The 18,624-nt window shown below is 62.6% G+C and carries 15 protein-coding genes and 1 tRNA gene; 5 read left to right on the top strand and 11 right to left on the bottom strand.

Going from position 1 to position 18,624, the window contains the following annotated elements:
• Nucleotides 1-14: 14 nt before the first annotated feature.
• The 6 genes from ACTSLZ_RS08210 to ACTSLZ_RS08185 all read right to left on the bottom strand — a co-directional run bounded on the left by ACTSLZ_RS08210 (nt 15) and on the right by ACTSLZ_RS08185 (nt 5,392).
• Nucleotides 15-845 (bottom strand): undecaprenyl-diphosphate phosphatase, encoded by an 831-nt coding sequence (locus ACTSLZ_RS08210; protein WP_129314370.1) that lies wholly within the window; start codon nt 843-845, stop codon nt 15-17.
• A 111-nt stretch (nt 846-956) separates the two neighbouring features.
• On the bottom strand, nt 957-1,280 hold the full coding sequence (locus ACTSLZ_RS08205) for a hypothetical protein (protein WP_129314369.1): 324 nt from the start codon (nt 1,278-1,280) through the stop codon (nt 957-959).
• A gap of 212 nt (nt 1,281-1,492) precedes the next feature.
• Nucleotides 1,493-1,581 (bottom strand) — tRNA-Leu (locus ACTSLZ_RS08200).
• A 118-nt stretch (nt 1,582-1,699) separates the two neighbouring features.
• Nucleotides 1,700-2,707, bottom strand: a complete 1,008-nt coding sequence (locus ACTSLZ_RS08195) for a MaoC family dehydratase (protein WP_443094686.1) — start codon at nt 2,705-2,707, stop codon at nt 1,700-1,702.
• Nucleotides 2,707-4,053: a 3-oxoacyl-ACP reductase gene (locus ACTSLZ_RS08190; protein ID WP_443094685.1), complete on the bottom strand. Its 1,347-nt coding sequence runs from the start codon at nt 4,051-4,053 to the stop codon at nt 2,707-2,709. The genes ACTSLZ_RS08195 and ACTSLZ_RS08190 overlap by 1 nt, the downstream gene beginning before the upstream one ends.
• A 34-nt stretch (nt 4,054-4,087) precedes the next feature.
• A complete protein-coding gene (locus tag ACTSLZ_RS08185; protein WP_129314366.1) occupies nt 4,088-5,392 on the bottom strand; it encodes an acetyl-CoA C-acetyltransferase in 1,305 nt (434 codons plus the stop codon).
• A 135-nt stretch (nt 5,393-5,527) separates the two neighbouring features.
• On the opposite strand from ACTSLZ_RS08185, the gene ACTSLZ_RS08180 reads away from it, so the two are divergent.
• The 5 genes from ACTSLZ_RS08180 to ACTSLZ_RS08160 all read left to right on the top strand — a co-directional run bounded on the left by ACTSLZ_RS08180 (nt 5,528) and on the right by ACTSLZ_RS08160 (nt 14,476).
• A complete protein-coding gene (locus tag ACTSLZ_RS08180; RefSeq protein WP_443094684.1) occupies nt 5,528-6,229 on the top strand; it encodes a TetR/AcrR family transcriptional regulator in 702 nt (233 codons plus the stop codon).
• 61 nt (nt 6,230-6,290) lie between these two features.
• Nucleotides 6,291-8,462, top strand: a complete 2,172-nt coding sequence (locus ACTSLZ_RS08175; protein WP_443094683.1) for an acyl-CoA dehydrogenase family protein — start codon at nt 6,291-6,293, stop codon at nt 8,460-8,462.
• 76 nt (nt 8,463-8,538) lie between these two features.
• Nucleotides 8,539-11,166, top strand: a complete 2,628-nt coding sequence (gene pepN / locus ACTSLZ_RS08170; protein WP_443094682.1) for an aminopeptidase N — start codon at nt 8,539-8,541, stop codon at nt 11,164-11,166.
• 157 nt (nt 11,167-11,323) lie between these two features.
• Nucleotides 11,324-12,775: a hypothetical protein gene (locus ACTSLZ_RS08165; RefSeq protein ID WP_443094681.1), complete on the top strand. Its 1,452-nt coding sequence runs from the start codon at nt 11,324-11,326 to the stop codon at nt 12,773-12,775.
• 9 nt (nt 12,776-12,784) lie between these two features.
• The gene (locus tag ACTSLZ_RS08160) at nt 12,785-14,476 is read left to right on the top strand and encodes an ABC1 kinase family protein (RefSeq protein ID WP_443094680.1); all 1,692 of its coding nucleotides are present in this window, start codon (nt 12,785-12,787) and stop codon (nt 14,474-14,476) included.
• Between the two features lie 10 nt (nt 14,477-14,486).
• Here ACTSLZ_RS08160 and ACTSLZ_RS08155 read toward each other — a convergent pair whose 3' ends face one another.
• From ACTSLZ_RS08155 to ACTSLZ_RS08135, 5 genes are all read right to left on the bottom strand, one after another.
• Complete coding sequence (locus tag ACTSLZ_RS08155) at nt 14,487-15,491, bottom strand: LCP family protein (protein ID WP_443094679.1); 1,005 nt, start codon at nt 15,489-15,491, stop codon at nt 14,487-14,489.
• A gap of 143 nt (nt 15,492-15,634) precedes the next feature.
• Nucleotides 15,635-15,895 carry a type B 50S ribosomal protein L31 gene (locus ACTSLZ_RS08150; RefSeq protein WP_129314361.1) on the bottom strand — a complete coding sequence of 87 codons (261 nt, stop codon included), beginning with the start codon at nt 15,893-15,895 and terminating at the stop codon, nt 15,635-15,637.
• A gap of 198 nt (nt 15,896-16,093) precedes the next feature.
• Nucleotides 16,094-16,993: a TrmH family RNA methyltransferase gene (locus tag ACTSLZ_RS08145; RefSeq protein ID WP_443094678.1), complete on the bottom strand. Its 900-nt coding sequence runs from the start codon at nt 16,991-16,993 to the stop codon at nt 16,094-16,096.
• Between the two features lie 29 nt (nt 16,994-17,022).
• Nucleotides 17,023-17,805 carry a sulfite exporter TauE/SafE family protein gene (locus ACTSLZ_RS08140; protein ID WP_178979812.1) on the bottom strand — a complete coding sequence of 261 codons (783 nt, stop codon included), beginning with the start codon at nt 17,803-17,805 and terminating at the stop codon, nt 17,023-17,025.
• The gene (locus ACTSLZ_RS08135) at nt 17,802-18,596 is read right to left on the bottom strand and encodes an ABC transporter ATP-binding protein (protein WP_443094677.1); all 795 of its coding nucleotides are present in this window, start codon (nt 18,594-18,596) and stop codon (nt 17,802-17,804) included. The genes ACTSLZ_RS08140 and ACTSLZ_RS08135 overlap by 4 nt, the downstream gene beginning before the upstream one ends.
• Between the last annotated feature and the right edge of the window lie 28 nt (nt 18,597-18,624).

Here is an 18,624-nt window from a genome sequence, read left to right as displayed (position 1 = left end):
GTTGCGGGGCGGAATCAGGCGGAGAGCACTCCCGTGCCCAACAGCGCGAAGACGACGGCGCCGAGGACAATCCGGTACCAGACGAAGATGTTGTAGCTGTGGTTCGAGATGAACTTGAGCAACCACCCAATCATCACGTAGCCGACGACGAAGGCGATAACGGTGGCGAGAAGAGTCGGACCCACGGAGTAGTAATCGTCGAAGCCATCGGTCAGCGACGTGGCCAACTTGTAGAGGCCGGACAGAAAGACGGCTGGAATAGCGAGGAGGAAGGAGTACCGGGTAGCGGCTTCACGGGTGTATCCCATGAAAAGGCCGGTCATGATCGTTCCGCCCGAGCGGGACACCCCAGGGATCAGAGCCAGTGCCTGACCGAGGCCGTAGAAGATGCCGTGCTTGACCGTCAGATCCTTGGTCTCCAGTTGTTCCCGACCGATCCGATCCGCAATCGCGAGGAACACGCCGAAGACGATGAGCATCGTCGCCGTGATCCAGAGGCTCCGGAATTCGGTGTCGATGTAGTCCTGCAGAAGCAGGCCCAGGACTCCGATCGGGATCGAACCGATGATGATGAACCAGCCCATCCTGGCGTCAGGATCGGACTTGTCCACCCTTCCGAACAGGGAACCGAACCATCTCGAGATGATGCGCACGATGTCACGCCAGAAGAACAGCAGGACCGCCAATTCGGTGCCCAGTTGGGTCACCGCCGTGAAGGCCGATCCTGGGTCCTGATCATTCGGCAGGAGTTGCCCCACGATGCTGATGTGCGCCGATGACGAAATCGGGATGAACTCTGTCAGGCCTTGAACAAGGCCGAGAATAATTGCTTGAAACCATGCCACGGTTCGACTTTACCCAAAAGGCGGTGGCTACCGTGTCAGTCATTGCCGGCTGTGGGTGAAGTTACAGCCAGTTTGCCGATTCCGTTCAGGCGGCTCCCACGTGCGAAAACGCTACTTGAGGTCTTCCGCCTCGATATCGTCCAGGTCTTCGTCGAGGTCGTCGTCCTCGTTCTCGTCGAGGTCCTCGTAGTCCTCATCGAACTCGTCCTCATCCTCGTCGTCCTCATCCTCGTCCTCGACGAAGACTTCGAGGGGTGTGACCTCGTTGTAGGCGACGTAGATGGCGTCCTCGTAGACCTCGAACGCGTCCGCAATGCCCAAGTAGGCATTCTCGACGGCCGTGTCCTGCTCGCCGCGCTTGGCGGCCAGGGCAGTCAGATGTTCTTCGAAGGCCTGGATGAGCGAGTTGAGCGCGACGCGCGGATCGGTAGTCATGCATCTAAACTATCCGACTTTCCCCCTCGGGGAAACACCGCCTTGGAAGGGCGTGGATTGGTCACATCGCACCCGGTCACGAGCTCGGCCACCGGTCCCACTGCCAGCACGAGGGAACCTGTCGATGGAGCATGCGACGTCGGAACACGCTCGAACAACGAAAAAACCGGTTCGCCGCTCAACCATGAGAGTTGAACGACGAACCGGTTCCGTGGTGCGCGAGGGGGGACTTGAACCCCCACCCTCTAATACGAGGACTAGCACCTCAAGCTAGCGCGTCTGCCTATTCCGCCACCCGCGCAGGTGATCTCGGAAGCTTGCTTCCGGGCAACGAGTAATAACTTACTTGATGCCTCAGGCCTGCGCAAATCCTGAATAGCCCACGCAAGGTGACAGTTGTCACACCCTGTTTCCTCCGGTCAGCCGGAGGTGCCTGCGCTCTGCCACGAGAACTCGAAATTCTTCCTCTTCTTGGGGCCGACGCCGCGCAATAGCGTGCGCGTGCCGGACGATTCGGAGGACAGATCACGCCAGATGCTGACGGTCGAGGGCAACTGCACGGGCGCGCCGAATTCCACGGTCCACTCGCAGGGGGCCGAGGGATCGGACGTCACCTGGCTCAGAGCCCGCGACGCGCAATACATGCCGTGTGCGATGGCGCCCTTCATGCCGAACAGCTTCGCCGAGGCATTGCTCAGATGAATCGGGTTCGCGTCACCCGAAACCTTGGCATAGGCGCGACCCGTGGTCGAGGGCAACCGCCACTGGCCGATCAGAGTCAGTCCGACTCTGGGATCCGGCCTGTGATCTCGAGCAGAATTTCCGGATGCTGTCGCGCGATGCGACTTCTCCGCTCCTCCAGACGCCTGCTTCGACAAATAGAGGGACTCGTCCGTGTAGGCGAGCTCGCCGCTGCTGTCCCAGATCTCGGCCAGGATTCGCACGGTGGTCCCCCGACGGTGACTCCCGAATTCCTTGACTCGGACCCTGACCTTGACCGTGGTGTCCAACGTGACCGGCCGATGCTGGGTCACCGAGTTCTCGAGATGAATCAGGCCCAGAAGAGGGAGCGGGAATGATTTCTTGGACATCAGTTCCATCGCAATCGGGAACGTCACGGCGTGCAGATACCCACCGTGGGCGCACTCCCCCTCCCTGGCTGCGACGACACTCCGAAATGCGGCGTCGTGGGTCGCGGCAATGCGAATGCGGCGCTCGACAGGAGGCAACGAGGCGGGGCTCGGAATGGCGGCGTCGCTCGGGCCCTTGCGGTCCGTTCGGCGCCTGCCGACGAGGGAGGTTGCTTCCTTGCCCAGAATGTTCACGTACATGCCCGCAGGTCCGGCCTTGTCCCGAACGGCATCGGCGAATCCGCCCTTGGCGCCGCGGCCCCTGCTGTCCTTGATCGGTATGCGAGGAATCTTCATTACGCTCCCACCATGGATTGACCGCAGACACGCAAGGTCTGACCGTTGATTCCGGCCGCGGCGTTCGAGGCCAGGAAGCCCACGGCCTGAGCGACGTCCTCCGGCTTGCCGCCTTGCTGCAGCGAATTGAGCCTCCGAGCGACCTCTCTGGTCACGGTCGGCATGGCCTTGGTCATTTCGGTCTCGATGAAACCTGGGGCCACCGCATTGACCGTTCCTCCCGCTTGCGCGAAGTCGACGGCCATGGCCGAGACCAATCCGATGATTCCTGCCTTGGACGCACCATAATTGGTCTGTCCGCGGTTGCCGGCGATACCGCTCGTCGACGCCAAGGAAACGACCCTGGGATTCGGGCCGAGCGCTCCGGAGTCCAAGAGCTGGCGGTTCATCGCCAATTGCGAGGCCAGGTTGACCGCGAGGACCGACCCCCACTTGTTCTCGTCCATATTTGCAAGCATCTTGTCCCGGGTGATGCCCGCATTGTGGATCACGATGTCGAGGTGCCCGAAGTGCTTGCGGGCCGCCTCGGCGATCTTCGATCCTGCGTCCTTCTGGGTGATGTCCAGCTGGAGGGCAACGCCGTTGACGCTGTTGGCAACCTTCGAAAGCGCCTCGCCCGCCGCCGGGACATCAACCAGAATCAGCTCCGCACCGTCGTCGTGGAGGCGCCGCACGATGGCTTCACCAATTCCGCGGGCGGCGCCCGTCACCAGGGCCACCTTGCCGTCCACCGGCGCGTCGGCTTCCACCGTGTGCGGCTTGGCAGGGTCGACCGACAAGGGTTGGCCGCTGATGTAGGCCGAGCGAGCGGACAGCAGGAACTTCAAGGGCCCCTGGACGCTCTCGTGCTCCGGGCCGAGCTCGGGGGCGAGCTTCAGCAGGTTGCACGTCGACCCCTTGCGCATCTCGTGGGCGAGGGACCTCATGAACCCCTCGACCGCTTTCTGGGTCGCCACCAGCTCGGGTGACGACTCGTCGTCCTCATGGTCCGTGGATCGGCCGAGCACGATCACTCGCCCGCATGCCCCCAAGCTCCTCAGCGCGGCCCCGACAGCCAACGCTCCGTTCTGGAGATCGGCCGGCGTCGCCGCATCGGTGAAGTCGGCGATGATCGCCCCGTAGCGTGTCCGGCTCTCGGGATGTCTCCGGACCTCGAGGTTCCAATCGAGCAGCGTTTCGGCGAGTCCGTCGGCGCTCTGCCCGCCGACCACGAGGACCTTCCGGTCGTTCAGCAGGTCCTGGCCCGGTGCATAGCGCCGGAGCTCAACCGGCTGCGGAAGGCCGAGGGCCCCCGCGACTTTCTTGCCGACGGACGAGTTCACGATCTGTGCGTATGAGTCCTTCATTTGTCGCAATATCCTCCCTGTTCGGGTCGCTCTTCTACCGGGTGGGCTGATCTGCTTCGAGAATCATCGTCACTCCGAGTCCGCCCGCGGCACAGACCGAAATCAGACCGCGCTGGGCCTTGCCCGTTTCCTGAGCCGATTCGTGCAATTGCTTGGCGAGCGTGGCCACAATCCGTCCGCCCGTGGCGGCGAAGGGGTGTCCGGCCGCCAGAGAGGAGCCGTTGACGTTGAGTTTGCTCCGATCGATGCTTCCGACCGCGGTCTGTCGGCCCAGCTTCTCGCGAGCGAATTCTTCCGACTCCCAGGCCTTGAGGTGGCAGAGGACCGTCGATGCGAATGCCTCATGGATTTCGTAGTAGTCGAAGTCCTTCAACTCGAGGTTGTTTCGCTCGAGCAAACGGGGGACGGCGTAGGCCGGAGCCATCAACAGACCTTCTTCACCCTGGACGAAGTCGACCGCGGCGGTCTGTGCATCGACCACGCGGGCGAGCGGAGTGAGCTGGTGGTCGTCCGCCCACTCTCGGTTGCCCAGGAGGACGGCAGATGCGCCGTCGGTCAGCGGCGTCGAGTTGCCAGCCGTCATCGTCGCTTCTTCGGGGAGGTTCCGACCGAAGACAGGGTTCAGCCCGCCCAGTTTTTCGAGTGTCGAGTCGGCGCGCAGGTTGTTGTCCTTGCCCAGTCCCCGGAATCCCGTCAACAGGTCGTCGAAGAATCCGCGCTCGTAGGCCGCCGCGAGGTTCTTGTGGCTGGCCAAAGCTAACTCGTCCTGATCCTCCCGCGAGATTTCCCAGGCCGCTGTGGTGATGGCCTGGTGCTCCCCCATCGACAACCCGGTGCGGGGTTCGCCGGTGGTCGGAGCCGCTGGCTTGATGTCCGCGGGGCGCAGCTTCGAGACCGCGGCCAGGCGCTGCTTGAGCGTTTTGGCCCGGGCCAGCTCGAGAAGGCTGCGACGAAGGCCCTCGGAGACCACGATCGGTGCGTCCGATGCGGAGTCGACGCCGCCGGCAACGGCCGAGTCCATCTGGCCGAGTCTGATCTTGTTGCTCAGCCCCCAGACCGTTTCGAGCCCGGTCGCACAGGCCTGCTGGACGTCGTATGCGGGTGTCGAGGACTCGAAGGCCGAGCCCAGCACCGCCTCACGCGTCAGGTTGAAATCCTTCGAGTGCTTGAGCACGGCCCCGGCGGCCACTTCGCCCAACGGCTGACCGGCGAGCCCATAACGGGCAGCCAGTCCGTCGAAGGCGGTGGTCAGCATCTCGAGATTGCTCGAGGACGCATAGGCCCCATTGGAGCGTGCGAATGGAATTCGGTTGCCGCCGAGTACGTAGGCCTGGGACATGGATCCTCCGGATCTTTGTTGGGGCGTGCCGCCGTTCGAGGCCCCTGCCCTTGTTTACCGCAGGTCATGACCGAACACGTGCAGCCCTTGTGATTGGGGTTACAAAAGACAAGAGTACCTGATACTCTGCGTATCGTGAACACCGAACAGAACATCGATGACCGCGAAAGGTCGCCGTCTCCGGCAAGCAACCGGGACGGACGAGTTGCGCGATGGGACTCGCACCGCCGAGTACGTCGCCGTCAACTCCTGCGCGAGGCTCGGAAGGCCATCCACAAGCTCGGACCGCAAGCTTCGATGGAAGAGATCGCACAGCATTCCGGAACCTCAAAATCCGTCTTCTACAGGTACTTCACCGACAAGGCCGGCCTGAGCCAGGCTCTGGGAGAGTTTCTGCTGGCCGGCATCGAACCGAAGATCGCTCAGGCGGCCAAGAGCGGTTCGACGCCGCAGGACGTCGTCGAACGAATGATCGATGTGTACCTGACGATGGTCCAGCGCTCGCCGGCGATCCACGAATTCGTGACCACTCAAGCGGGACTCGGATGGTCGAGGACCACGAACGACGACGCTCCGACGGCGTCGTTGGGGCACTTCGCCGACCACATTGCCGCGCTCCTCATCTCGTCTCTGCGATCGGTCCCCCACAGTTTTGAGGCGACGTCGATGGACGACGAGCTCATGCTGGACTACTGGGCCAGGGCCGTCGTCGGGATGGTCAACTCCGTGACGGAGAAGTGGAGCCGCGCAAATGCACAGGGAGACGGTCCCTCGCGGGAAGTCGTGGTGTCCCGGCTGACCCAGTGGATACTCATGCCGCTCCAGTACGGGCCGTGAGCCGTGGCCATCGAACCAACACGAACCAAAACACTTCAGAATTTCGACCACAGGAGGAACCATGCCGCTCAATGACAACGTTGCGCCTACGGCGCAGGAGACCGAATCAGCGCCTCGGCACAAGGGCTCCCCGGAGCCGTCGTCCCAAGGACCGGTCGAGGAGATCAGTCCGGTTCAGGATCCTCACGGCACGGAACGGATCGACGTTGAGGCAATCCACGATGAGCTCATGGGCAAGTGGCAGGAGATCCGCCAGACGACTCGGGACATGATCGAGGACCCTGCCCTGCACAAGGACGAGACTGCGTCGTACCAGGACCAGAGGAAACGCGTCCTGGAGCAGCTCAAGATTCTGGTCGACCAGGGAGCCGTGCACCGCGCCTACCCCGAGTATGTGGGTGGCCAGGAGAACCCCGGCGGAAACATTGCCGGATTCGAAGAGCTCGTGGCCGCGGACCCCTCGCTGCAGATCAAAGCCGGAGTGCAGTGGGGCCTGTTCGGTGCCGCGGTTCATCAGCTGGGATCCGAAGAGCACCATCGGGCGTGGTTGCCCGACATCATGTCGTTGAAGACGCCAGGAGCCTTTGCCATGACGGAGATCGGTCACGGCTCCGACGTCGCCTCGGTCGGGACCACCGCGACCTTTGACCCGGACACGGACGAATTCGTGATCCATACTCCATTCAAGGCGGCGTGGAAGGACTATCTGGGCAATGCGGCCCAGGACGGCGTGGCAGCGGTCGTCTTTGCGCAACTCATCACTCGCGGCGTGAATCACGGCGTGCACGCCTTCTACGTACCGATTCGTGACGAAGAAGGATACAACCTCCCCGGGGTCAGCTCCGAGGATGATGGCCGCAAGGGCGGCCTCAACGGAATCGACAACGGACGCCTGGCTTTCGACCACGTCCGGATTCCGCGGTTCAATCTCTTGAACCGGTACGGACAGGTCTCCGAGGACGGGACCTACACCTCTCCCATCGACTCCCCCGGCCGGCGGTTCTTCACGACCCTCGGCACCCTGGTGCAGGGGCGTGTTTCCTTGGACGGATCGTCAGTCAATGCCGCCAAGATCGGGCTGAGCATCGCAATCAGGTACGCCTATGAACGGCGCCAGTTCTCTTCGGGCGGAGACAGCGAGGCCACGCTGATGAGCTACCAGCTCCATCGGCGTCGGCTCCTGCCGTTGCTGGCTCGCACGTACGCGCAAGCCTTCGCTCACCACGATCTGCTCGAAACGTTCGACGGTGTGTTCTCCGGCCGGGAGGATACCCCGGAGAACCGGGCCGAGCTCGAGACCCTGGCGGCCGCCCTCAAGCCCATGTCCACGTGGAATGCTCTGGAGACCCTCCAAGTGTGCCGCGAGGCGTGCGGCGGATCGGGATACCTGACCAAGAACCGGTTCACGTCCCTGTACCAGGATCTCGACGTCTATGCGACGTTCGAGGGCGACAACCATATTCTCTTGCAGCTGGTGGCCAAGCGTCTGCTCGGAGACTATTCCAAGGAGTTCGCGGGCCTCGATTTCGGGACGATCACGAAGTATGTGTCCTCGCGGGCCGAGGATCTGGCGGTCAACAGGACCGGGCTCCGCCGGGCCGCACAGATCATCCAGGACACCGGAGGAAGCAAGAAATCGGCGCAAGCTCTCAAGGATCCCAAGATCCAGCGGGACCTCCTGGGCGACCGGGTGCACACCCTGATCTCGGAAGCAGCCGATGCCCTGCGCCCGGCGAGGAAGATGCGTCCGGAGGACGCAACCAAGCTCTTCAACTCCCAGCAGGTCAAACTCATCGACGCAGCGCGCTCGCACGCCGAGCTGTTGCAATGGGAAGCCATGACCGAAGCGGTCGGCACGATGGAAGGCAAGACCGCGGAGATCATGACGTCTCTGCGAGACCTGTTCGGCCTGACCCTGATCGAGCAAAATCTCGGCTGGTACATCTCCTATGGCCTGGTCTCGACGCAACGAGGCCGTGTTCTCGGTGAGTACATCAACAGGTTGTTGGACAAGATCGAGCCGTATTCGCTGCAGCTCGTGGAAGCCTTCGGTTACAAGCAGGCCCACCTGCGTGCGGAGATCTCGAGCGGCATCGAGGCCGTGCGCCAGGCCGATGCCGAAGAGTACTTCAGAAAGCTGAGGGCGTCCTCGGATGCTCCGATCGATGAGAAGACGCTCAAGAAGATGAACCGAGGAAAATCGAACAAGGGTTCGGCGCGGAAGAAGCGCTGACGGATTCCCTGACTCACCACGGAGCGGGCCGTCTCTGCGCAGGCGGCCCGCTTTCGTGTCCCTCGTCCCTGGCCGAATGACCCAGAACACTTTTGCCACCTATACTTTGATGGTGCGCAACGACAATCTGACTGCCGAAGAAGCCCGCTTCCGTTCCGATCTCCTCGAGGTCGACAGGTACGACGTCGACATCGACCTCACCCATGCCGCAGACCCGTCGATGCAGGCCTTTCCTACCTCGACGACCGTCACCTTCCGTGCCGACACGGAAGAAGCGACGGAAGCGGAAACGTTCATCGAGTACATCCATCACAGCGTGGACTCCGTTGAGCTGAACGGGCGCAGACTGCGCGTGTCCGACGTCGTGGAAGGCAGCAGGATCCGGCTTCCCGGGCTGGCGCCGACGAACACCCTCACCGTTCGTGGGCGTTCCCTCTATTCCCGATCCGGGGAAGGCCTGCACCGATTCATCGATCCCGAGGACGGGCGCACCTACCTGTACACGCAGTATGAGCCGAGTGACTGTCGACGGGTGTTTCCTGCCTTCGAGCAACCGGACCTCAAGGCGGTGTTCCGCTTTTCGATCACGGCGCCCGAGGACTGGACGGTCGCGTCGAATACCGAGATCGTCTCAACCCACGAGGACCCGGCGACACCGGGTGTCAGCAAACGAGTCTTCGCTCCGACCCTGCGTATGTCGACCTACATCACCACGCTCCTCGCGGGCCAGTACCACACGGTCAGCGCGCTCCACCGGCCCGACAACGATCGCTTTGAGCAGACCACGATGTCCCTGTACTGCCGCGCATCGATGGCCGTTCACATGGAATCCGATGCGATCTTCGACCTGGTATCGAAGGGGCTCGACTTCTTCCAGGAACTCTTCGACTACCCCTATCCGTGGGGAAAGTACGACCAGGCCTTCGTTCCCGAATACAACCTGGGTGCCATGGAGAACCCGGGGCTGGTGACCTTCACCGAGGCGTACCTCTTCCCGGGAGGTTTGACCTTGGCCCAACGCGAGGGACGTGCCAACGTGATCATGCACGAGATGTCGCACATGTGGTTCGGCGACCTCGTGACGATGCGCTGGTGGTCGGACCTGTGGCTCAAAGAGTCCTTTGCCGAATTCATGGGGGCGCTCGCCGCCGAACGAGCCTGCGGTTTCGAGGAATCCTGGGTCACGTTCGCGCACCGCAGGAAGGGTTGGGCCTACACCCAGGACCTCTATTCGACGACTCACCCCGTGGTTGCCGACATTACCGACGTCGAGGCGGCGAAACAGAATTTCGACGGAATCACCTACGCCAAAGGCGCGGCCGTCCTCAAGCAACTGGTCGCATTCGTCGGTTTCGACCGATTCGTGGACGCCGCCCGCACCTACTTCTCCCGCCACGAGTTCGGGACGGCCGAGTTCTCCGACTTTCTGGACGTCCTCGAGGAATCGTGCGGACGGGATCTGCGTGAATGGTCGCGGGCGTGGCTGGAGACCGACGGCGTCACCACGCTGACGTACGCCCCGCAACCACACGTCCTGGAACAGCGGCTTCCCGATTCCGTCTCGGAATCACTCGGCCGCCCTCACGTGCTCACCATTGCGTCCTTCCGACTCGAGGGCGGCGTCCTGCGCGAAACCGCCGAGCAGTCCATCGAGATCCCCTCGGGGCCCGAGGGCATGTCGACGCCGACGGATGAGGTTCCGCCCGTAGAAGCCGGGTCGGGCATCGTGCTGGTCAACCGGGACGACAAGACGTACGCGCTGACCTCGTTCGGTGAGGATGAGCTCCGAACGGCTCTCCTCCACGGACACACGCTCGCCGCCCCCATCGATCGTGCCGTTCTCGGCAGCGCCCTATGGAGCATGGTCAGGAGCGGAGCGCTCAACCCGCGCGATTACACGGCCCACGTCGAGAAGGGGCTGGGCGCCGAACAGTCCGCAACGTTGCTCGATACGATGCTCCTCCATGCCGAAACGGCGCTCCTGGTGTACATGTCCCCCACTGCGAGGCACGAACCGCTGAGCGCTTTCGCCACAGCGGTCGCCGAGCAATTGCCGCTCTGCGAGGAAGAGAGCGACAGACAGAGTATCCTCGCCCGTCACGCACTCATCCTGGCGAGGCATGATGTTCGGCTGCAACGGTTCGCACAGGAACTGGTGGACTTTGCCGAGAAGAATCCTGAGCAGCCTCGCTGGAACGGACTGAGCCTGAGCGACGAACTGGTCTGGTCGGCCAGGACAGCCCTCGCGGCCCACGGTGCCCTGACCCGAGAAGACATTGAATCCTCTCTGGGGTCAACGCCCAGCCAGCATGCTGCCCTCGGGGCAGCCAGATCCCGCGCTGCCCTGCCCCACGCGGAGGACAAGAGGCGCGCCTGGTCCAGCATTTTCGACGACGATCTCTCCAATGACCTCCTCTCGGCCTCCGCCAGCGGATTCCGCATCGGGCCGTCGTCGCTCCGCACGGGTCTGGCCGAGGATTACTTCGCTCGCCTGGAGGATGTGTGGCAGAAGCACTCGATCGGTATGGCCACGCGGATCATCAATGGCCTGTTCCCGGGGCCGGATGAGGACGTCGACGCCGTGGCGGGTGCAGAGACCTGGCTCGCGGAACACGGCGATGCCCCTCGTTCGCTCCGGCGGGAGCTGACCGAGAGGCTCGAAGATGCCCGACGGGCCGCCAGCATCCGATCGACGTGGGAGTGAGCCCAAGTCCCACAACAGCGACTCCGATATGGAAGTCTCGTGTCAAGAGCAACACGACATGCGCTTCTCAAGGGCCAATACCGGTGCCACGGCGGGAAACTGTGAGATTCTTGTACAAGTTGCTTCGAGCACCAAGGGACGTTGGAGGAGTTTCGCCGTGACAGAATACGCGCTCAATGATCGTGGATCCCTGGAGCTTGTCACAGAGGACTATTACGACGCCGAGATTCTGCGTTTGTTCGAGAACTATCGCCTGGACCGGGAGCAGGTCGTGGATTCGGTGGCTCATCTGGTGCCCGAACCTGATAACCCCCATTCCCCGGACAGCGTCGCGATCTGGGTGAATGGTCACAAGGTGGCACGGATGACCCAGGAGGACTCGGAGCGATACTGGAAGCCTCTGGCACGCATCGTCGTCTCCGGATATGTGCCGGTGGCGCCGATCCGCTACTGGGCCACCCTCCGTCGGGACAAGGGGCAGGTTCGTCTCGAGACCAAGGCCGTTCTTTCCGTGTCCCGTCCCGAACTCCTGTTCCCGATCAACACGTCGCCCACTCGGGCCGCCTTACTCCCCCAGGGCCCGAGCGTCAAAGTCCTGAACGAGAACGACCACGCCGAATACCTCCACGACGTCCTGCCGGTCTCCGGTGAGGGACGAGTGATTCTGACGCTCGAAGCCAACCGGCACAAGCTCGCCGATGGCAGCGAAGTGGATACCGTGGACGTTCTGCACGATCGCAGGATCGTCGGCCGTCTCAGCACCCAGATGTCCGAACAACTGGCCCCAGTGGTTCGGTATGCCTTCGAGAACAACAAGCTCACGGCCGTATGGGGCACGATCCGAGGCAGTTCCTTCGAACTGTCCTTGACCGTCCAGGCCGTTCGGGCGGAGGACCTCCCTCGGTCCTGGTACCTGGATCTGCCGAATTCCCTGCCCCAGCTCAAGCCGAAGCAGGATTACTACGAACTGGATCCTGCCTTCGTGCCGTCGGATGCGGAAGAAGATCCGGATCTGCGGCGTCCGCCGAGACCCGGAGAGGAACCGTATCGGGCGTATCCCTCCACGCACGGCAGTACCGCCATGCGCGGTCCGGGGAGCTCGCTGGGCAATGATTCCCGCGCGTTGCTCGGCCTCGGAATTCTTGGTGCCCTGATCCTGGTTTTGGGCATCGTGTGCGTCTTCTTCAAACCGGGCCTGGGGGTCGTGGCGATCATCGTCGGAGCGGTTCTCGGCCTGGCTGGGCTCTATTTCGGTCGCTTGCGCACACCGGCACGGCTGGACGAGGACTTCACCTATGACGAGCCGGACGACGACGTCGACGATGACGAGTTGGACCCGGCCGATCAGGACGTGGACGACGTCGGCTCCTCGACCGACGAGAGGGACGAAGATCCGTCGCTCCATGGGTCCGCATCCTTCGAGGACGACGAGGAGTACTTGGCCGAGGACACCGAGAGCTTCCCGGAAGACGAGGTCGAAGAATTCGACGTCGACGAGCCCGGGACAGAAGCATACGAAGACGACGAATACGCCTTCGAGGAGAACGACGGTTACGAAACCGTAGGTCAGGACCAATACCACGCGACACACCGCGACCCCAGGGACTGACGGTTTTCCATGCTTGAACGGGCAAGGACCCGTGCCGATCGGCTGATGCAGATCGGCGAGGTCTTCGTCAAACACGGGCTGGGCTTCCTCGTCCAGGGGCTGGGCGGTCCGTTGGCTGGGTCGTTGCGTCGCGTCCGGAGGTTGGATCCTCAGGCCCGCCACACCCAACCCGAGCATCTGCGCATGGCCCTGGAAGAGTTGGGCCCGACCTTCATCAAGGTCGGCCAGTTGGTCTCGACGCGCCAGGATCTCCTGCCGCCGGCATACACGCGTGAGTTGGCCAAGCTTCAGGACGATTCGTCCCAGATACCGTTCGCTGAACTGGTCAATGCGCTCTCGGGGCAGCCGGAAGAGGCCATGCTCGAGCAATTCGCGTCCATTGATGAGCAGCCACTGGCCACCGGGTCAATAGGCCAGGTCCACGCGGGTGTTCTGCGGGGAGAACAGGTCGTGATCAAGTTCCGGAAGCCAGGGGTCCTGGAGGACGTCCAGCAGGATCTCGACATCATCTCGGACATCGCTGCGTTGTTGAGCCGCTATGTACCGATCGCCAAGCAGTACGACGTCGTCGAACTGAGCCGACAATTCGCCCGCACGCTTCGGGAAGAACTCGACTACACGATCGAGGCCACTTACTGCGACCGTTTCGCAACCTACTTCGACGACGACCCCGAACTGCACATCCCCACGATCTTCTGGGAAGCCACGACCTCGAGCATGCTGACCCAAGAGCGGGTCAGCGGTATCAAGATCAGCGATGTCGAACAGTTGGAGGCCAACGGGGTCGATCGGCATCGGCTCGCGGTGAATGCAACGGGCGCGATGTGCAGGATGGTCTTCGAATTCGGCTTGTTCCACGCGGATCCTCATCCCGGGAACCTTTTCGTGCGGCCCGACGGGACGATCAACCTCATCGATTTCGGCATGTGCGGCGAGCTGGACGACGAGTTCCGGGACAACATGCTCCCCCTCTTCATCGGGCTGACGACGGAGAACGCGCGCCAGTGCAGCAGGGCCGTGGTCCGGTTGACGAATTCGCACGGTCGGAACGTCACGCCCCAGGAAGTCGAGCCGGAGATGGCTCGGCTCCTGAGCCACTACTCGGGGCAGAGCCTCGATGATCTCAACATCGGCAAGGTGCTCGCGGACGTCATGGCGATGCTGCATCGCCATCAGCTCAGCCTTCCCCCGGAAGCGGCGCTTCTGATTCGCATGATCGCCACGGCCGAGTCACTCGGCGAATTGATCGATCCTGAATTCGATTTCATCGCCGTGCTCTCCCCCTACGCGTCCGCTTTCGTGACGAGCAGGATATCCCTCGATGCCCTGGCGAAACGATTGTCTTCCTTGACCCGGGAAGCCGTGGAGTTCGGCGTCGAGGTGCCCAGTTCCTTCCGGAAAATCATGGGCGTGATCGAAAACGGCGGCTTCGACGTGCATTTGCGCGCCGACGAGCTCGAAGAACTCATCGACCGGGTCGAGGTCGTGGGCAACAGGCTCGTGGCCGGCGCGGTCCTGGCCGCCGTGATCAATGGGTCGGCCAAGGTGATCTCCTACCAGCCTGATCGGTTCAGGCACTGGCAGTCTCTCCTCATCGGTTCAGGCGCAGGAAGTGCCGGTCTGCTCGGTGGGTATCTGCTGAGCACCGCGGGGCTGAGGCTCCGCAGACCGGGGCGGCGTCGTCGCCTGCGGAGCCGATGAATCGACTGATTCAGTCGGTACCGACGCTCTTGGAGTAGTCCTCCATGGTGCCGTCCTTCATGGCCTTGCCCAACTTGTCGACAGAGTCCTGGTCGAGGTTCACGATCGATTGGCCGTCGGGAGACCAGCCGGTTCCCGAGTTGGGGAGGGTCATCATTTTCATGTTCCGAAGACCATTGGGCCCCATTTTCATGGCGATTTTGGCGGCACGCGTCGAGCTCAACGAATCATCGACCTGCATGAAGGGCGAGAATTTCTTGACCAGATCGTTGACCTTGGCCGGGTTGGCGAGCGTCTGGGGGCTGCCGATTTCCTTCAGCACCCCGCGCATGTACGCTCGCTGGTCCCTGACACGCTGGTAGTCGCCATCCGTGAAGCTGTACCTCTCCCTCACGAAGGTGAGCGCTCGATCACCATCCATCTTCTGAGGACCTTGTTCGAAGGTCTCTCCGTCACCATTGGTGAATCCGACCGGGACGTCGACCGTCACGCCTCCTAGCGCATTGGTCAGATCCCTGAAGCCCTCGAAGTTGATGCCCGCGACATTGTCGATGCGGGTGTCGAGCATGTTCTCGATGGTCCTGACCTCGAGCGGCACGCCTCCGAGATCCAACGCAGCGTTGATCTTGGCTTGTCCGTGACCCGGGATATCGACCCAGGTGTCCCTCATGATCGAGATGATGTAGGCCTGTCCCCCGTCGTCGGGAACATGGAGGAGCATGATGGTGTCGGCCCGTTCGCCGGACACATCGGCTTCGTCCTTTTCGCCCTTGCGGGAGTCGCTACCGAGCAACAGAACGTTGTAGGCCCCGGTTTCCGCCGGACGATCGTCGTCGTTGGGCAGTGCATTGCTGAACTTCTGTGTGCCCGCATCGAAGTTGTGGGCAAGGTTGGCGAAGTAGGCGCCGACCGCGATCACGGCGACGAGCAGCAGCGACCCGGCGATCCCCATGGCGACCAAACCTTTGCGGCGCTTCTTCCTGCGACGCGGCCTGGGCTGTTCCTCGTGGTCCATGAGGTCGTTCGAGAGCGACTTGGGCTGACTCCGTGGGGTCGTAGGGCATACTGTCTCGGGCTTCTCTGAATTTTAGCCCGAGCGCATACAAAAGGTGCCGGGAATCAATTATGATTCCCGGCACCTCTCGGTGTGGCAGACCCTTACTTGCTGGTCTTGCCGAAGTTCTTGAAGCGAGCGTTGAAGCGCTCGACACGGCCGGCCGAGTCCATGATGCGCTGCTTGCCCGTGTAGAACGGGTGGGACTCGGAGGAGATCTCGACCTCGATGAGCGGGTACTCGTTGCCGTCTTCCCAGGTCTCCGTCTTGGAGCTGGTAGCGGTCGAACGGGTCAGGAAGGTCTTTCCGGACGCGAGGTCGCGGAAGAGAACCGGATGGTAGTCCGGGTGGATATCGGTCTGCATAATGTGCCTCTTCTGTGGACTGGATTTTGCCAGGCCCTGGGTCTTGGGATGAATGAGGTCGGACGCCGGTCATTGCGACGCCACGACTCGGCCGTCGAGGACCGACGACCAAACCACGCTACCACGGAGAACCCTCGGGCAGAAGGAATCCGCGAGCCAAGCCCGTGTAACTCGCGTCTCGCCGGTAAAACGGTCGGTCTACTGGGTCGCATAGAACGCGACCGCCGAGGCGGCCGCCACGTTCAAGGAGTCGACTCCGTGGCCCATGGGGATCATGACCGTCTCATCCGCTCCGTCAATCGTGGTCCGGGACAGGCCGTCCCCCTCCGTGCCCAGAATCAGGGCCAGTTTCTCGGGGTTTTTCCGTGCGAGCTCACCGATCGTGATCGAGTCAGGGGTCAGAGCCAGGGCCGCGGTAGTGAATCCGAGGCTTCGAAGCTCCTGGAGGTCGGCCGGCCAGTCCCCCAACCGAGTCCACGGCACCTGGAACACCGTGCCCATCGAGACCCGGATCGAACGGCGATACAGGGGATCCGCGCATCGTGGAGTGGTGAGGACCGCGTCGACGCCGAGCGCCGCGGCGGAACGGAACACGGCGCCCACGTTGGTGTGGTCAACGATGTCCTCCAGGACCGCGATGCGCCTCGCACCGTCCAATATTTCCTCGAGCGGCTTCGGCTCAGGCCGCCGCATGACGGCCAGAGCTCCCCGATGCAGGTGGAAGCCGGTCAGCTCCTCCAGAACATCGTCGTCGGCAACGTACGCGGGCGCGTGAGGGTGCCAGCGGAGCACGTCCTCGAGATCGGCCGCCCACTTGTCGGACGTCAGGAAGGACAGCGGCTCATGGCCGGCGTCGAGCGCCCGGCGCACCACCTTGGATGACTCAGCGATGTAGACGCCCCACTCGGACTCGCGGGAGGTGCGCATCCGCACGTCCGTCAGACCTCGATAGAAACGAAGGTCTCTGAGCACCGGGTCTTCGGAACGCCCGTCCGACGCGGAGAGCTGTTCGCCCGAAACCCGGACCACGCTCGGAATCGTGCTGACATGTTCCCGGCGGCGGGCCAGATCGGCCGGGGAGTACTGGGGATTCTTCATCACGGATCCAAGATTACTTGCGCTCTTCGTCAGTCGAAGAACACCATTTTGACGATCGCGGCCAGGCCCAGAACAACGATCACGATGCGAAGAGCCACGGGCTTCATCCGCCGGCCGATCTTGGCGCCGACCAGGGACCCGACCATCGAACTGATGGCAATCAGAAGGACGACCCACCAATCGATGCGATCGAAGGCGAAGAGCAGGTACGAGATGCCGGCGATGAGGTTGACCGCGGCGACGAGGACGGTCTTGATCGCGTTGGAGCCTTGCAGCGAGGCCATCAGGAAGACGCCGAGGATCCCCAGCAGCAAGACACCCTGGGCCGCAACGAAGTAACCTCCATAGACTCCGGCGAAGAACACCAGGGCGTACAGGATGATCGGCTGCTTCTGGTCGTCGTCATTGGGCACGCCCGAACGTTCCTGGCGCCGGCGCACCGCGGCCTGCAGCTTTGGTTGGAAAATCACGAACAACAGAGCGACCCCGATGAGCACGGGGCTGATGGCCTCGAAAACCGACTCCGGCAGGTGAAGCAGCAGGTAGGCGCCGATGATCCCACCGACGAGAGAACAAGGAATGAGTTTCCACAGGGTCCTGCCCAGACCCTGCAACTCCTTGCGATAGCCCCAAGCACCGGTGAAGTTGCCGGCAATGAGGCCCATCGCGTTGGAAATCGTCGCCGTGACCGGCGGAACTCCCATGGACACCAGGACCGGGAAGGTCACCAGTGTGCCCGACCCGACGATGGTGTTGATGGCCCCCGCCCACAGGCCTGCGACCAGGATGATTCCTATTTCGAGAGGAGTCATGAATGCGCGGCAAAGGCCGTGTAACGGCCACCGATCTTGGTCAGCTCCAGGGGCATTTCGTATGCGGTGGAGAGATTCTCGCTGGTCAGGACCTCATCGATGGGCCCTTTGGCCACGATGCGGCCGTGATTGAGCAACAGCATGTGCGTCAGGCCCTCGGGAAGCTCCTCGATGTGGTGAGTGACCAGAATAGTTGTGGGCGCCTGCGGGTCCCTGGCCAAGTCCGTCAATCGGGAGACCAGGTCCTCGCGGCCAGCAATGTCCATCCCGGCCCCGGGCTCGTCCAGGATCATCAGTTCCGGGTCGGTCATGAGGGCCCGTGCGGTCAGCACGCGTTTGCGTTCACCATCGGACAAGGAGCCGAACGTGCGGTCGGCCAGGTGTTCGACACCCCACTGGCCCAAGAGTTCGGACGCCCGTTCGTGATCCATCTGATCGTAGCCTTCACGCCACCGACCGGTGACGCCGTAGGCCGCCGTCACGACGACGTCGCGCACCGTTTCGTTCCGGGGAATCTGCTGGGAGATGGCACCGGATGTCAGACCGATGCGAGGCCGAAGTTCGAAGACGTCAACGGCCCCCAGGATTTCGTCGAGGATATCCACCATCCCCGTGGTCGGGTGCAGTCGGGCGGCGCAGACGCTCATCAACGTGGACTTGCCGGCACCGTTCGGACCGAGAACGGCCCAGCGCTCGCCCTCATTGACGGTCCAGGTGATCCCATCGATCAATCGGTTGTTCGGCCCGCCTCGGACGACGGAGACGTCGACCAACTCCAAAACTGCACTCATACTCACGACCTTAAGCCACGGACCTGCC

The organism is Rothia koreensis, assembly GCF_052232265.1.
GTDB classification, from domain to species: Bacteria; Actinomycetota; Actinomycetes; order Actinomycetales; family Micrococcaceae; genus Rothia; species Rothia koreensis.
Note: the sequence above shows the minus strand (reverse complement) of the source record. Positions and strands in the feature narration are given on the sequence as shown.

Coding starts and splice junctions, on each gene's coding strand:
- ACTSLZ_RS08205 (WP_129314369.1), bottom strand. CDS start 1,280: ATGACTACCGATCCGCGCGTCGCGCTCAACTCGCTCATCCAGGCCTTC.
- ACTSLZ_RS08195 (WP_443094686.1), bottom strand. CDS start 2,707: ATGAAGATTCCTCGCATACCGATCAAGGACAGCAGGGGCCGCGGCGCC.
- ACTSLZ_RS08190 (WP_443094685.1), bottom strand. CDS start 4,053: ATGAAGGACTCATACGCACAGATCGTGAACTCGTCCGTCGGCAAGAAA.
- ACTSLZ_RS08185 (WP_129314366.1), bottom strand. CDS start 5,392: ATGTCCCAGGCCTACGTACTCGGCGGCAACCGAATTCCATTCGCACGC.
- ACTSLZ_RS08175 (WP_443094683.1), top strand. CDS start 6,291: ATGCCGCTCAATGACAACGTTGCGCCTACGGCGCAGGAGACCGAATCA.
- pepN (WP_443094682.1), top strand. CDS start 8,539: ATGACCCAGAACACTTTTGCCACCTATACTTTGATGGTGCGCAACGAC.
- ACTSLZ_RS08160 (WP_443094680.1), top strand. CDS start 12,785: ATGCTTGAACGGGCAAGGACCCGTGCCGATCGGCTGATGCAGATCGGC.
- ACTSLZ_RS08155 (WP_443094679.1), bottom strand. CDS start 15,491: ATGGACCACGAGGAACAGCCCAGGCCGCGTCGCAGGAAGAAGCGCCGC.
- ACTSLZ_RS08150 (WP_129314361.1), bottom strand. CDS start 15,895: ATGCAGACCGATATCCACCCGGACTACCATCCGGTTCTCTTCCGCGAC.
- ACTSLZ_RS08145 (WP_443094678.1), bottom strand. CDS start 16,993: ATGAAGAATCCCCAGTACTCCCCGGCCGATCTGGCCCGCCGCCGGGAA.
- ACTSLZ_RS08140 (WP_178979812.1), bottom strand. CDS start 17,805: ATGACTCCTCTCGAAATAGGAATCATCCTGGTCGCAGGCCTGTGGGCG.
- ACTSLZ_RS08135 (WP_443094677.1), bottom strand. CDS start 18,596: ATGAGTGCAGTTTTGGAGTTGGTCGACGTCTCCGTCGTCCGAGGCGGG.